This window comes from Stenotrophomonas sp. YJH_SMC_120 (genome assembly GCF_059368675.1).
In genome coordinates this window covers 1-12761 of the sequence record NZ_JCAFRY010000023.1, presented here as the reverse complement: position 1 = coordinate 12761, position 12761 = coordinate 1, and the positions used below count along the sequence as shown (strand labels likewise).

Genomic DNA, 12761 nt, shown 5'->3' with positions numbered 1-12761 from the left:
ATGACCTTGCCTACTGAACCGCGCTTCGCGCACTCCTACGATCCCCACACCCGTGCCTACATGGGCAAGGTCCGTCTGCAACCTTCGCCCGATGGCGCGTGGAACCTGCCTGACTTCACTGTGGACGTCGCCCCCCGCCAGGCCGCAGGCGAATACCAGTCACTGCGCCTGGCCGAGGATGGCTCACGCTGGGAACTGGTGGCCGATTTCCGCAACTGCATGCTGTGGGACACGCGCACCGCGATGGCGGTACCCAATCGCCTCGCGCTGGGTGAGCCGTTGCCCAAGGACGTGACCCTGTCCGAACCGTTCAAGCTGGATGGCACCACCGCGCAGTACAACGCGTGGAATGCCAGCCGCCGCGAATGGACGCTGTTGCCGGACTACAGCACGCGCCCCCTGTGGAACAAGCACGATGCCAGCTTCGCCACTCCCCTGCCCCGCGGCGTGGCGCTGCCGTCCACGGTCACCGACCTGGCACCACCCGGCGATCGCAGCTATCCGGTCACCTTCGATGAAGCCAGCGCCGCCTGGGCAAGGGTGAGTGCGCCCGATCCCGAAGCGGGCACGCCGCCGCAGCCGTGACATCGGGCCACGGCTGCAATTAAGCCAGCCGCGGCCAGATACGAACATGTACCCATGCGGCGCAGATCGCGACCGCAGCACCCACCCAACCAAGGAAAAAACAACGCATGGCCGAATTTCTGCATGGCGTGCAGGTCGTCAACATCGATGGTGGTTCCCGCTCGATCGCTGTTGCCTCGACCAGTGTCATCGGCATTGTGGGCACCGCGCCCCGCGCCGACAAGATCGCCTTCCCGTACAACACCCCGGTCCTGGTGACCTCGCGTTCGCAGGCAGCCAAACTGCTCGCCAACGCCGCAACCGAAGTCGATGAGGGCACCCTCCCGGGCCAGCTCGACGCCATCTTCGACCAGTCCAACGCGGTCGTCGTCGTTGTCCGCGTCGAGAAGGGCGCCACCGAGAACGACACCTTGGCCAACGTACTGGGCGGCGTGAACGCGCAGACCGGTGCCTACACCGGCGTGCATGCACTGCTGGCGGCAAAGTCGGTAGTGGGCATCAAGCCACGCATCCTGGCGGTACCGGGCTTCACCCACACCCACGAAAAGCGCGATACCGAACTGCTGGCCAACCCGGTCGTAGCGGAACTGCTCGGCATTGCCGACAAGCTGCGCGCGGTCATCATCAAGGACGGCCCGAACAGCAACGACGACGCTGCCAAGTCCACCGCCGCCCTGACCGGCTCCAAGCGCGTCTACGTGGTCGACCCCGCGCTGCTGGTGCAGTCCGGTGATGCCATCGTCACCCGCCATGCCTCCGGTGCCGTGGCCGGTGCCATCGCCCGCAGCGACAACGAGCGCGGCTGGTGGGCGTCGCCGTCGAACCTGGAACTCAACGGCGTGGTCGGTACCGCGCGTGCGATCGACTTCGGCCTGTCCGATGCCACCAGCCGCGCCAACCTGCTGAACCAGGCCAACGTGGCCACGGTCATCCGCGAAGGGGGCTTCCGCCTGTGGGGCAACCGCACCACCAGCATCGATCCGAAGTGGCAGTTCCTGTGCGTGGTGCGCACCGCCGACATCATCGCCGACAGTCTGGAGGCCGCCCACCTGTGGGCCGTCGACCGCGGCATCAGCAAGACCTACGTCGATGACGTGCGCGAGGGCGTCAACGCCTTCCTGCGCGGCCTGAAGACCCAGGGCGCGATCCTCGGCGGCAACTGCTGGATCGACCCGGAACTGAACGCAGCGGACAGCGTGGCCCAGGGCCGCTTCTACTGGGACTTCGACTTCACTCCGACCTACCCGGGTGAGCAGCTGACCTTCCGCATGCACATGAACAACAACTACGTCTCGGAGATCTTCTAAGCATGGCGCGCAAGATCCGTAAAAACTTCAACTTCTACGTCGACGGCAAGGGTTATGCCGGCAGCGTGATGTCCTTCACCGCCCCCAAGCTGTCGCTGAAGACCGAGGACTTCCAGGCCGGTGGCATGCTGGCCCCGACCGAGATCGTGCTCGGCCATGAAAAGCTCACCGCCGAGGTCGAGTTCGCCTCGGACGACGCGGAGATCATGACCAAGTTCCACGTCATCGAGAGCAAGGAGTACGGCTTCACCGCTCGCGAAGCGCTGGAAGGCGACGACGGCGAAGTGACCCAGGTCGTGCACAACATGCGCGGCAAGGTGAAGCTGCTGGACCGTGGTGAAACCAAGGTCGGCGAGAAAGGCACGATCAAGGTCAGCCTGGCGCTGAGCTACTACAAGCTGACCCATGGCGCCCAGGTCGTGCAGGAGATCGACGTGGTCAACATGATCGCCCGCCAGGGTGGCGTCGACGTCTTGGCCGGCATCCGCGGCGGGCTGGGCATCTGAGCCCACGCCGCACCGAAGAACCCGGGGGCGCCTCGCGCCCCCGCATCCATCGCACCGCATCGCATTCCAGGAACGCCTTCATGTCCAGCAAGACCAAGACCCCCACCGACACCGTCATCGAGCGCGATGGCTTTGCCGAGATCACCCTCACCCGTCCGCGCCAGGTCAATGGCATGGAAACCGCCGTGCTGCGCATGCGCGAGCCGACCGTGGAAGACATGGAGCGCTACCAGGACGACAAGGGCAGCGACGCCCAGCGTGAGGTGCGGATGATCGCCAACCTGTGCGAGATCTCGCCGGACGACGTGCGCAAGATGCCGTTGCGCGACTACGCCCGGCTGCAGGCAGGCGTCGCGCTTTTTACCACCTGACCCTGCCACAGATCAGGCAGGGAGTGCTTGCTCTGGCCGGTCATACCGGCTGGGGCCTGCGCGAAATCATGACACTGCGGGTGTCGAAGTTCATCTGGTGGATTCAGGGATTGCCGGTACATGGCCAGTAACGTTCAAACGACAACGATCACGATCGGCGGTGAGGTGTCCAAGTCGCTGAAGGACGCATTGTCCTTCGCCAATGATGGCGTGAAGCGCCTCGGCGATGAAGCCGGCAAGCTGGAGCTCAAGCTCGCCGCGATGAAGAAGTCGGGCACCGCATACACCCGCATGCGCGCGCAGGCCGATGCGCTGCGCGCCTCTCAGGAAGCGCTGGAGCGTGTCGAAGCCAAGCGCACCGCCAACCTGGAGAAGCGCGAGAAACTCGGCGCCTCGTTCAAGGCAGCGCGCGGCACACTCGGCACCGCCGTCACCGCACTGGCCAAGCCGGTCGAGAACGCCTCCGGCTTCGCCCGCCAGAACCAGCAGATCGGCGTGGCAGCCAACCTCAGCCGCGCGCAGGTGAGTGCGCTAGGCCAAGCGATCCTGCAGCAATCGCGTGCAACCAACCAGGGCGCCGACGATCTGCAGCGGTCGATCAAGCTGATGGTAGCGGCCGGCATGGATGCACAGTCCGCGCAGGCCAGCCTCGGCGCCGTTGGACGGACCACCACCGTCACCGGTGCCAGCATCGATGATGTGGCCCAAGCTGCGGCCGCCCTGCAGCAGTCGTTCGATATCGATCCCTCGCGCATGCAGAACGCGCTGGACGTGCTGGTGGTGAACAGCCAGCAGGGCAGCCTGGGCCTGAAGGACATGGCCCAGGTGCTGCCGGTGCTGGGTTCCTCGTTCGAGGCGATGAAGCTGCAGGGCACATCGGCGGCGGCTACGCTGGGTGCGGCACTGGAAGCCACGCTGGACTCGGCAGGTGGCGCCGACAAGGCCGCCAGCAACATGAAGAGCTTCATGTCCGAGGTGCTCTCGCCGGACATTCAGGAGAAGGCCAAGAAGAGCCTGAACCTGGATCTGCGCAAGATCATCGGCGATGCACAGACCAGCGGCGGCAATCCCTTCGACGCTGCGATGCAGGGAATCATCCAGGCGACCGCGGGCGACCAGAAGAAGATCGGCACCCTGTTCAGCGATGCACAGGCGAAGAACTTCGTCCAGCCGATGATCGAGAACTGGAATACCTACATCCGTGTCCGCGACAAGGCCTTGAATGGATCGGCGGGTACCACCGATGCGGCCTATGCCGATGCGATGCAGACCGATCCGCAGAAGATCGAAGGTGCCAAGATCGCCGTGGACAACCTGTCCAAGGCCTTCGGTGCGGCACTGCTGCCCGCGGTGGGCGAGGCCGCGGTCAAGCTGACCGAGCTGTTGAACGGGGTTACCTCGTTCGTGCAGGAAAACCCGAAGCTGATCGCCAACACCACGCAGATCGTGGTCGGCATGCTGGGCATGCGCACGGCGGTGCTCGGCGCTCGCTACGCCTGGACTTTCCTGCAGGGCCCGATCCTGGGCGTGCAGAAGGCCTTCCAGCTGTTCCGTGGCGGCAGCCTGCTGGCACAGCTGGGGCGCTTCGGGCCGATGGCCATGCGTATCGCCTCGGTGTTCCGCGTCGTCGCCACCGCAGTGGGCGCCATTGGTGGCGGCCCTATCGCGGTAGCTGTGGCCGCGCTCACTGCCGGTGCCCTGCTTGTCCGCAAGTACTGGGAGCCGATCAAGGCCTTCCTGGGCGGTGTATGGGAAGGTCTCAGCAGCGCGGGCACCTCCGCGATGGGAGAGCTGATGAATGCCGTTGCGCCGCTGCGTCCGGCCTGGGAGGCCGTGAGTGCCCTGCTGGGACAGGCCTGGGACTGGCTGTCGCGGATGCTGGCCCCGGCGCAGTACACCGGAAACGAACTCTCCCGAGTGGGCGAGATCGGCATGCTGGTGGGCGAAGCGCTGATGTTCAACTTCCGCGCCGTCATCCAGGTCGCTGGCTTCGTCGCCGAGGTCTTCAGGATGATCGGTGAGGTCATCGGCACGGTGGCTGGATTCATCGTCGTCACCTTCGGCAGTGCCTGGGACTGGGTTTCAGCGAAGGTCAGCAGCGTGATCGACACGATGATGGCCAAGATCGCCCCCTTCATGGAGGTGGTGGGCACCATCATGGACAAGGTCGGGGGCGTGCTGGGCACCGCCAAGGACAAGATCGCGCTTGGTGTGAACACCGCGGCTGATGCCTACGGCGCGATACGCGCAAACGGCGGCATACAGCTGCCTCAGGTGATGCTGGCGCCCGCCAGCATGCACAGCGCCAGCGTGCAGCCACGCATGCCGAATGCCTTTGGTACGCCGGCCGGGCGTGCCGCACCGGAGATGCCTTCGCCCACCCCGCGCAGCGCCACCACCGTGCAGCAGCAGCAGACCAACCACATCACCATCCACCAGCAGCCAGGCGAATCCAGCGAAGCGGTGGCGCGCCGCACGGCCGACGAGCTGCAGCGTCGCAACGCGGTTGCCGCCCGTGGTGGCCTGGCAGACAGGAACTGAGCATGAAACGCGAATTCGTAACCGGCACTGTGGACAAGCTGCTGTCGCAGTTCAAAGCCAATGACTCCGGCAACGCCCCGGTCCTGCTGATGCTGGGCGGCTTCAAGTTCAGCCTCAATACCGCGGTCTTCCGGGAGATCCAGCAATCCAACGAGTATCGCTGGCAGGCGCAGGACCGCATCGGCCAGATGGCGGCCCTGCAGTACACCGGACCGGGCTCAGCCAGCATGACCCTGCCGGGCGTCATCTACTACCAGTTCCGCGGCGCCGGCAATGAGCTCTCACAGCTGCGCAAACTGGCCGCGCAGGGCACGCCTCATCGACTGCTGACCGGCAAAGGCGGCAACCTGGGCCTGTGGGTCATCGAGAAGATCGATGCCACCGCCAGCGAGTTCACCGCCGACAGCGCGATCCTGAAACAGGAATTCACCCTTTCACTGCGGAAGCACAGCAATGGCACGAACGTATAGCACCCGCGACGGCGACGTCGTAGATCGTATCGCGTACGCGCATTATGGCGAGCAGTCACCGGCCATCCTGCGCGCGGTGTTCGATGCCAACCCGGGCCTGGCCGCACGCGGCCCGGTACTGCCTGCCGGCGTAGCGATCACCCTGCCGGAGGTGCAGCGCCCGGCCAGCGAGCGCAAGGGAGTCGCCCTGTGGGATTGAACATCACACCGGCCTTCCGCGTGGTGGCCAACAGCCAGGACATCACCGACAAGATCATGGCGCGCTTCAAGTCGCTGCGCATCACCGACGAGACCGGCAACACGTCCGACACGCTGGAACTGCAGCTGGCCGACCACGATCCGTCCGATCCGATCCAGCTGCCACCGGTTGGCGCGGAACTGGAGGCCTTCATCGGCTATGACGGCGAAGTGCGGCGCGTAGGCCTGTACATCTGCGACGAGGTGGAGATCTCCGGCTTTCCCGGCAGCATGACGCTGCGCGCCCGGGCGGCACCGTTCGAGACCAGCAAGGGAGGCAAGAGCGACCTGCAGACGCAGAAGACACGCACCTGGAAGAAGGGCACCACGATCGGCGACATGGTGCGACGCATGGCCGGCGAGCATGGGCTGAACGCAGCGGTGAGCGCATCGCTGGCGTCCATCGTGCTGCCGCTGACGGTGCAGTCGCAGGAGTCGGACATGAACCTTCTGCTGCGCCTGGCCAAACAGCACGATGCCATCGCCAAGCCCGGGGCCGGGCGCCTGGTGTTCGTGAAGCGGGGCGAATCCACCAGCGCCAGCGGCGAGCGCATTCCCGATGTCACCCTCACCCCGGCCGATGGCAGCGACTATCGGGTAACCCTTGCCGCACGCGAAGATGCCGGTACCACCATTGCGTACTACCGCGACGTGCGCAGTGCCAAGCGCCAGGAAGTGAAGGTCGGCAGCGGTGAACCGATCATGCGCCTGCGCATGGCCTATGCCGACCGGGAGAGCGCAGAGGCGGCGGCGCGCGCCAAGCATCGCGAACAGGCACGGCAGACGCGGACGCTCAGCTACACCCTGCCCGGCCGCGAAACACTGATGGCCGAAGCCACCGTGGTGATGCAGGGGTTCCGCGAGGGCGTGGATGGCCAGTGGTTGGTCAAGCGTGCCGAGCACAGCATCGGCAGCGAGGGCTATCTCACCCGCATCGAATGCGAACAACCCAACAGCGCCGACGCAGTGAAAGCGGCCAGCAATGCCCCGGCCAGCGAAGGCGAACAGGTCGGCAGCGAGGTGTAGATTCACGCCATGCGTGGTGCTTTCCGCGCATCAACTCACGTACTGCGCCACGCCATTACCGAACGACCAGTTCTCCTTTTTTACTTCAACAAGATTGATGAACACATCCTCGCGGCGGATGCCCACCGCCGCGTGCAGTCCATCGGCGATGCCGGCGTACAACGCCTTCTTCTGCTCCAGCGTACGCCCTTCGTTCCAGGTGATCTGGATGCAGATGAAATCGTCGGTGCGGTCCACGCCCAGGTATCCGGGGTCGTAGATGAGCGTGCCTGGCTCGTGTTCTTGGAAGATCTGGAAGCGATCGTTCTCCGGCACGCCGACCGCACGCATGGCCTGGTAGATGGTTTCGCCGACGCGTTGCAGGTAGTCGGCGGGTTTACCTTTGCGAAGATCGATGCGGGCGAGCGGCATGTGGCAGTCCAGGGAATGGGGGCACGGCACTGCCTCGAGAGTACGCTAGCCGTGAACCACGCAACAGCGCATGGATGGAATCCTGTGCCCGCATCGGTGAAGTGCGTCCCCCGAGCGCCTCGCGCGGTTGAGGGAGCCGGTGAGTCGCGCTGCCAACGATACCGGAAAGCCGCGCTGATGGTCAGGCAACAAAAAAGCCCCCATTTCTGGAGGCTTCTTTCGTTCTACAACATGGTGGGCGGTACAGGGATCGAACCTGTGACCCTTGCCGTGTGAAGGCAATGCTCTACCGCTGAGCTAACCGCCCGGTGTGTTGCTGAGCCGCTCATTATAGGGGCTTTTCAGAGGCCGTCAACAGTTTTTCACATTCGTGTTCACGGGTGTTTCAAGGTCGTCGCCGGGCATGGCCCGGCGCTACCGGAATCACATCGTATGGGTCGGCTTGTCCGAGCTGGTCAGGCCGGCCAGCAGGGTCTCGATCTTGTGGCGTACGCCCTCGCCTTCGGCGCCATCGGCCAGCTGCACGCCGATGCCGGCGGTGCGGTTGCCCTGCGCGCCGGCCGGGGTCACCCAGATCACCTTGCCGGCCACCGGCAGGCGCTCACTGGAATCGGGCAGGGTCAGCAGCAGGAACACTTCGTCGCCCAGGAAGTAGCGCTTGGGCGTGGGCACGAAGATGCCGCCGTTCTTCACGAACGGCATGTACGCGCTGTACAGCGCGGCCTTGTCCTTCACAGCCAGGGACAGGATGCCCTGGCGGGCGTTGCTGGCACTCATCGATTTCCCCTTGCGGCAGGCCGCTCGTTCACCTTGTTCCAGGCCAGCAGCAACTCGACCACCGCAAGGTCTGCACGCACCGTGGTGCGCAGCAGGTCGCGGGTGCGGTTGGCCGCATCGAACCAGGCTGCAAGCTTGTGCAATCGCTCCGGCGTGGTCAAGGCATCGGTGCTGGCCTGGGCCAGCGCCAGATCGGCGGCAAAGCGCAGGCGCAGCGCCGCGTTGTCGTCACCACACCACTTCTGCGCCAGCTCCACCGCGCCGGTCTTGCCGGCGGCCAGCTGTTCCAGATCTCGACCGACTTCGCGGCGCAGGCTCAGGCCGTCTTCGCGCAGCCAGTTGTCGGCCTGGCCGGGATGGCCGCGGGCGGCCTCCAGCGCTTCGCGCGCCGATGCTTCGCTGTGGCCCTGCTGCTGCAGCCAGGCCAGCGCTTCGTGCTGCGGCGGCAGCTTGAATTCCAGGCGCTGGCAACGGCTGCGGATGGTCTGCGGCAGGCGCGCCGGGTCGCTGCTGATCAGCCACAGGTAGCGGCCGGGCTGCGGCTCTTCCAGCGTCTTCAGCAGCGCGTTGGCCGCCGAGCGGTTGATCGCATCGGCCGGGTCCACGATCACCACCTGCGCCACGCCGTACTGCGGGGTCAGCGCCAGCTTGTCGGTGATCTCACGCACCTGCTCGATGACGATCTCGGTGCGCAGCTTGTCGCCGCTCTTGTTTGGAATGAAGCTGACCAGCTGCAGGTCCGGATGGGTACCGGCGGTGATCAGCTGGCGCGTGCGCGTGGCATGCGCGGCATCACCGCGCGCCAGCACGTGGTCGGCCAATGCCAGCGCCACCTCACGCTTGCCCAGCCCGGCCGGCCCGCAGATCAGCAGGCCATGGCCGAGGCGACCGGCATCGAGCGCGGCCACGGTCTGGTCGAACGCGCGCTGCTGCCAGGGCGAAAACGTGCTCATGCGCCCTCCCCGTCCTGCAGCCAGCGCTCGACACGCGCGACCACATCGGCGGCGACGCGCGCCTGTACCTGGCCGGCGTCGATCAACGCGAAGCGCTGCGGATCCTGCTGCGCACGGCTGCGGAACACTTCGCGCACGCGCTGGAAGAAATCATCCTGTTCGCTCTCGATGCGGTCCGGCCACAGGTCACGGCCATTGGCGCGTGCCCGGCCGACGGCCACGTCCACGTCCAGCAGCAGGGTCAGGCCCGGCAGCAGGCCCACCGCGCGGCGCTCCAGATCGGCAATCCACTGCGGATCGAGGCCACGGCCACCGCCCTGGTAGGCATAGCTGGAATCGGTGAAGCGATCACTCAGCACATAAGCGCCGCGCTGCAGCGCCGGCTGGATCACCTGGCGCACATGCTGCGCGCGCGCGGCGAACACCAGCAGCAGCTCGGCTTCGGCGCTGAGCGGTTCGGCGGCGATCTCGGCATCGGGTTTCAGCACCAGGCCACGGATGCGCTCGGCCAGCGGCGTACCGCCCGGCTCGCGGGTCAGTACCACCTCATGACCGTGGCTGCGCAGGCAGTCACGGATGGCATTGATGGCGGTGGTCTTGCCCGCGCCCTCGCCGCCTTCCAGGCTGACGAAACGCGGGTGGCGAAGCAGCGCGGGACTCATTGCGCCGGGGTCTCCTGGGTACGTTGCTGGCGCAGCTGCTGCAGGTAGCGGGCGACTGCGGCGTTGTGCTGGTCCAGGCTGGGCGAGAACACGTGCGCGCCGCTGCCATCGCCCACCGCGACGAAGTACAGCGCGTCGCCCGCAGCGGGTTGCGCGGCGGCCATCAGCGCATCGCGGCTGGGCATCGCGATCGGGGTCGGGGTCAGGCCGGCACGGGTGTAGGTGTTGTACGGCGTATCGGTGGTCAGGTCGCGACGGCGGATGTTGCCGTCATACGCGGCACCGAGGCCGTAGATCACGGTCGGGTCGGTCTGCAGGCGCATGCCGATCTTCAGGCGGCGCATGAACACGCCGGCAATCTGCGGGCGTTCGCTGGCCAGCGCGGTTTCCTTCTCGATGATCGAGGCCATCGTCAACAGCTCGTAGGGCGTGTTGATCGGCAGGTCCGGCGCACGGCTTTCCCAGGCCTCATCCAGCGCCTTTTCCATTGCGGCATGGGCGCGCTTGAGCACGTCCAGATCGCTGTCGCCACGCTGGTAGACATAGGTCTCCGGCAGGAAGCGGCCTTCCGGATGCTGGCCACCGAAGCCGAGGCGCTGCATCAGCGCGGCATCATCAAGATTGTCGGTGGTGTGCAGCAGCGGCTCGGCGCGCTTGAGCGCAGCACGCAGCTGGCGGATGTTCCAGCCCTCGACGATCGTGACGCGGTGCTGCAGCACCTTGCCCGCGCGCATGCGCAGCAACAGCTCGCGCGGGGTCAGGTCGGCGCTGAGCGCGTACTCGCCCACTTTCAGTTTGCCGGCGGCGTCGAGCTGGCGCGCCAGCAGCTGCCATTGGGTGTCCTGGCCCTCGTCCACGCCGGCATCGCGCAGCTTGCGCAGCACGCTGTTCATGCCATCGCCGCTGGCGATGACCACGCTCTCGGCAGTCGGGGTGATCGGGGCATCGGCGAAACGCGTCTGCTGGTAGAAGAACCACGCGCCCACGCCGGCCACGACGGCGCCCAGCACCACCACCAGCGTTACCACGAACAGACACCCGCGCTTGGCTCCCGCCATGGACTACCTCTGAACTCGATTCCGTCGTGCAGGATACCGTGCCGCTGGTGTGGGGTCATGACCAGAGCCACACACCCAGTGCCGACCAACGGTCGGCACCCACCGGAACAACGGCACCCGCCGGTACCGGTAGTGCCGGCCGCTGGCCGGCAATCGCGTGGATCGTGGATGAATGAGGTTGCCGGCCAGCGGCCGGCACTACCCCTGCTGGCCCAGTGCGCGCAGCAGGCCGCGGGCCTTGGCACGGGTCTCGTCCAGCTCCTTGTCCGGGTCCGAATCGACCACGATGCCGGCGCCGGTGCGGAAGCTCACCTCGTGGCCATCCACTTCGGCGGTACGGATCAGGATGTTCAGGTCCAGGTCGCCATCGCGGTTCAGCCAGCCGAACGCGCCGGTGTAGGCACCACGCGGCACCTGCTCCAGCTCGCTGATGATCTGCATGCAGCGCACCTTCGGGCAGCCGGTGATGGTGCCACCCGGGAACGTGGCGGCGATCACCTCGCCGGGCGTGACCTCCGGGCGCAGATGGCCGCTGACGTTGCTGACGATGTGGTGCACGTGCGCGTAGCTCTCCACGGTCATCAGCTCATCGACCACCACGGTGCCCGGCAGGCAGATGCGGCCCAGGTCGTTGCGCTCCAGGTCGATCAGCATCACGTGCTCGGCGCGCTCCTTGGGGTGGCCGACCAGTTCCTGGATGCGCGCGGCATCGTCGTCGCCTTCGAAGCGTGGACGGGTACCGGCAATCGGACGGGTCTGCGCATGGCCGGCGTGCACCGACACCAGCCGCTCCGGCGAGGAACTGACCACATGGCGGCCGTGCGCGCTGAACAGGCCGGCAAACGGCGCCGGGTTGGCACGACGCAGCTGTGCGTACAGCGCCTGCGGGCTGACCGGCGCAGCGAACTGCGCGTTCCAGCGCCGCGACAGGTTCACCTGGAACACGTCGCCGGCGCGCAGGTACTCGATCACCCGGCGCACGCCATCGGTGAAACGCTGCGGCGCGTCCTCGCCGACCGCCTGCGGTGGCCGCCAGCCCTGCCCGGCTTCGGGCAGCGCGGCCGAGGCCATCGCCACCAGCGCATCCAGCAACGCCTGCTCGCCGGCTTCGGCGATGACGAAGCTGGCATCGTTGTGGTGGTCATGCAGCACCGCCGCCGGGCAGCGCAGCGCCAGCGCGGTCGGGCGACCATCCTCGCGTGCGCGCGCCGGCAGCACCGGTTCGATCTGGCTGGCCACTTCGTAATCGAGCATCAACGCCCAGCCGCCGCGGAACGGCAGGCTGTGGCTGCCGTCATGCGGCAGGCGCTCATGCTGCCAGGCGCGATCCAGTGCCTGCAGGAACGTGCCGGGCTGCACCAGGTCGTGCTGGTCGCGCACCTGGCCGTCGGCATCCAGCCGCAGGCCATCGCCCTGCGCGACCAGCAGCAGGCTCCAGCGGCCCTGGGCGGTGCCCGAGGCGGTGGATTCCATCAGCAGCGGGAAGCGCGCCGGGTCGTGCTGCTGCAGGGCCAGCAGATCGATCGGGTGCAGCAGCGGGTGGATCAGCGGTGCGTGGGTCATGGCAGCCAGTTCGGGAATTCAGATGCACGGAAGCCGCCTTGCGGCGGCTCCGTGGTGCACGGCGTTGATCCGATTCTCCGGACGCCGAACGGTAGAGTCGACTGTCAGTCGACTCTCGCGCGCAGCGCGGGAATTTGGCTTCCCGCGAAGAGCAGTCGACTAACTGTGATCTCTCTGTACGTTGTTCATCCGGGACATCTTTGGAAAATGGTGGTTACCACACCTCTCCAGACCCCAAAGAGCCCGGATGAACCACCATAAAAATGCCCGTTTGACCGTCCATAGTCGAGCACT

At 66.4% G+C, this 12761-nt stretch carries 14 protein-coding genes and 1 tRNA gene; 8 read left to right on the top strand and 7 right to left on the bottom strand.

Annotation, left to right across the window (positions count from 1 at the left end):
* The 8 genes from AC5P60_RS18925 (at nt 1) to AC5P60_RS18890 (ending at nt 7043) form a co-directional block, all read left to right on the top strand.
* Complete coding sequence (locus tag AC5P60_RS18925) at nt 1–585, top strand: hypothetical protein (RefSeq protein ID WP_049433223.1); 585 nt, start codon at nt 1–3, stop codon at nt 583–585.
* A 107-nt stretch (nt 586–692) separates the two neighbouring features.
* The gene (locus AC5P60_RS18920) at nt 693–1892 is read left to right on the top strand and encodes a phage tail sheath C-terminal domain-containing protein (protein ID WP_483693885.1); all 1200 of its coding nucleotides are present in this window, start codon (nt 693–695) and stop codon (nt 1890–1892) included.
* 2 nt (nt 1893–1894) lie between these two features.
* Nucleotides 1895–2398, top strand: coding sequence for a phage major tail tube protein (locus AC5P60_RS18915; RefSeq protein ID WP_495201800.1), 504 nt, complete (start codon nt 1895–1897; stop codon nt 2396–2398).
* An 80-nt stretch (nt 2399–2478) separates the two neighbouring features.
* On the top strand, nt 2479–2769 hold the full coding sequence (locus AC5P60_RS18910) for a phage tail assembly protein (RefSeq protein ID WP_005412456.1): 291 nt from the start codon (nt 2479–2481) through the stop codon (nt 2767–2769).
* A 120-nt stretch (nt 2770–2889) separates the two neighbouring features.
* Entirely contained in the window at nt 2890–5310 is a 2421-nt protein-coding gene (locus AC5P60_RS18905) for a phage tail tape measure protein (RefSeq protein WP_483693882.1), read from the top strand.
* Nucleotides 5311–5312: 2 nt separating this feature from the next.
* Nucleotides 5313–5780 (top strand): phage tail protein, encoded by a 468-nt coding sequence (locus AC5P60_RS18900; protein ID WP_005408323.1) that lies wholly within the window; start codon nt 5313–5315, stop codon nt 5778–5780.
* Nucleotides 5764–5979, top strand: a complete 216-nt coding sequence (locus AC5P60_RS18895) for a tail protein X (RefSeq protein ID WP_005408322.1) — start codon at nt 5764–5766, stop codon at nt 5977–5979. The genes AC5P60_RS18900 and AC5P60_RS18895 overlap by 17 nt, the downstream gene beginning before the upstream one ends.
* Nucleotides 5970–7043, top strand: a complete 1074-nt coding sequence (locus tag AC5P60_RS18890; RefSeq protein WP_049453871.1) for a phage late control D family protein — start codon at nt 5970–5972, stop codon at nt 7041–7043. The genes AC5P60_RS18895 and AC5P60_RS18890 overlap by 10 nt, the downstream gene beginning before the upstream one ends.
* A gap of 30 nt (nt 7044–7073) precedes the next feature.
* On the opposite strand, the gene AC5P60_RS18885 is transcribed toward AC5P60_RS18890, so the two are convergent.
* The 7 genes from AC5P60_RS18885 to AC5P60_RS18855 form a co-directional block, all read right to left on the bottom strand.
* Nucleotides 7074–7454, bottom strand: a complete 381-nt coding sequence (locus tag AC5P60_RS18885) for a tautomerase family protein (protein WP_049403312.1) — start codon at nt 7452–7454, stop codon at nt 7074–7076.
* Between the two features lie 232 nt (nt 7455–7686).
* Nucleotides 7687–7761 (bottom strand) — tRNA-Val (locus AC5P60_RS18880).
* Between the two features lie 116 nt (nt 7762–7877).
* The gene (locus AC5P60_RS18875) at nt 7878–8231 is read right to left on the bottom strand and encodes a PilZ domain-containing protein (protein WP_004146965.1); all 354 of its coding nucleotides are present in this window, start codon (nt 8229–8231) and stop codon (nt 7878–7880) included.
* Entirely contained in the window at nt 8228–9184 is a 957-nt protein-coding gene (locus AC5P60_RS18870; protein WP_012479293.1) for a DNA polymerase III subunit delta', read from the bottom strand. The genes AC5P60_RS18875 and AC5P60_RS18870 overlap by 4 nt, the downstream gene beginning before the upstream one ends.
* Nucleotides 9181–9846 (bottom strand): dTMP kinase, encoded by a 666-nt coding sequence (tmk, locus tag AC5P60_RS18865; protein ID WP_005408317.1) that lies wholly within the window; start codon nt 9844–9846, stop codon nt 9181–9183. The genes AC5P60_RS18870 and tmk overlap by 4 nt, the downstream gene beginning before the upstream one ends.
* Nucleotides 9843–10904, bottom strand: a complete 1062-nt coding sequence (gene mltG / locus AC5P60_RS18860; RefSeq protein WP_049403323.1) for an endolytic transglycosylase MltG — start codon at nt 10902–10904, stop codon at nt 9843–9845. The genes tmk and mltG overlap by 4 nt, the downstream gene beginning before the upstream one ends.
* 198 nt (nt 10905–11102) lie before the next feature.
* Nucleotides 11103–12467, bottom strand: a complete 1365-nt coding sequence (locus AC5P60_RS18855; protein WP_483693505.1) for an aminodeoxychorismate synthase component I — start codon at nt 12465–12467, stop codon at nt 11103–11105.
* Nucleotides 12468–12761: the final 294 nt, after the last annotated feature.

What these genes read in the sequence shown, in the direction of transcription:
- AC5P60_RS18925 (WP_049433223.1), top strand. Translation starts at nt 1, where the DNA reads ATGACCTTGCCTACTGAACCGCGCTTCGCGCACTCCTACGATCCCCAC.
- AC5P60_RS18920 (WP_483693885.1), top strand. Translation starts at nt 693, where the DNA reads ATGGCCGAATTTCTGCATGGCGTGCAGGTCGTCAACATCGATGGTGGT.
- AC5P60_RS18915 (WP_495201800.1), top strand. Translation starts at nt 1,895, where the DNA reads ATGGCGCGCAAGATCCGTAAAAACTTCAACTTCTACGTCGACGGCAAG.
- AC5P60_RS18910 (WP_005412456.1), top strand. Translation starts at nt 2,479, where the DNA reads ATGTCCAGCAAGACCAAGACCCCCACCGACACCGTCATCGAGCGCGAT.
- AC5P60_RS18905 (WP_483693882.1), top strand. Translation starts at nt 2,890, where the DNA reads ATGGCCAGTAACGTTCAAACGACAACGATCACGATCGGCGGTGAGGTG.
- AC5P60_RS18900 (WP_005408323.1), top strand. Translation starts at nt 5,313, where the DNA reads ATGAAACGCGAATTCGTAACCGGCACTGTGGACAAGCTGCTGTCGCAG.
- AC5P60_RS18895 (WP_005408322.1), top strand. Translation starts at nt 5,764, where the DNA reads ATGGCACGAACGTATAGCACCCGCGACGGCGACGTCGTAGATCGTATC.
- AC5P60_RS18885 (WP_049403312.1), bottom strand. Translation starts at nt 7,454, where the DNA reads ATGCCGCTCGCCCGCATCGATCTTCGCAAAGGTAAACCCGCCGACTAC.
- AC5P60_RS18875 (WP_004146965.1), bottom strand. Translation starts at nt 8,231, where the DNA reads ATGAGTGCCAGCAACGCCCGCCAGGGCATCCTGTCCCTGGCTGTGAAG.
- AC5P60_RS18870 (WP_012479293.1), bottom strand. Translation starts at nt 9,184, where the DNA reads ATGAGCACGTTTTCGCCCTGGCAGCAGCGCGCGTTCGACCAGACCGTG.
- tmk (WP_005408317.1), bottom strand. Translation starts at nt 9,846, where the DNA reads ATGAGTCCCGCGCTGCTTCGCCACCCGCGTTTCGTCAGCCTGGAAGGC.
- mltG (WP_049403323.1), bottom strand. Translation starts at nt 10,904, where the DNA reads ATGGCGGGAGCCAAGCGCGGGTGTCTGTTCGTGGTAACGCTGGTGGTG.
- AC5P60_RS18855 (WP_483693505.1), bottom strand. Translation starts at nt 12,467, where the DNA reads ATGACCCACGCACCGCTGATCCACCCGCTGCTGCACCCGATCGATCTG.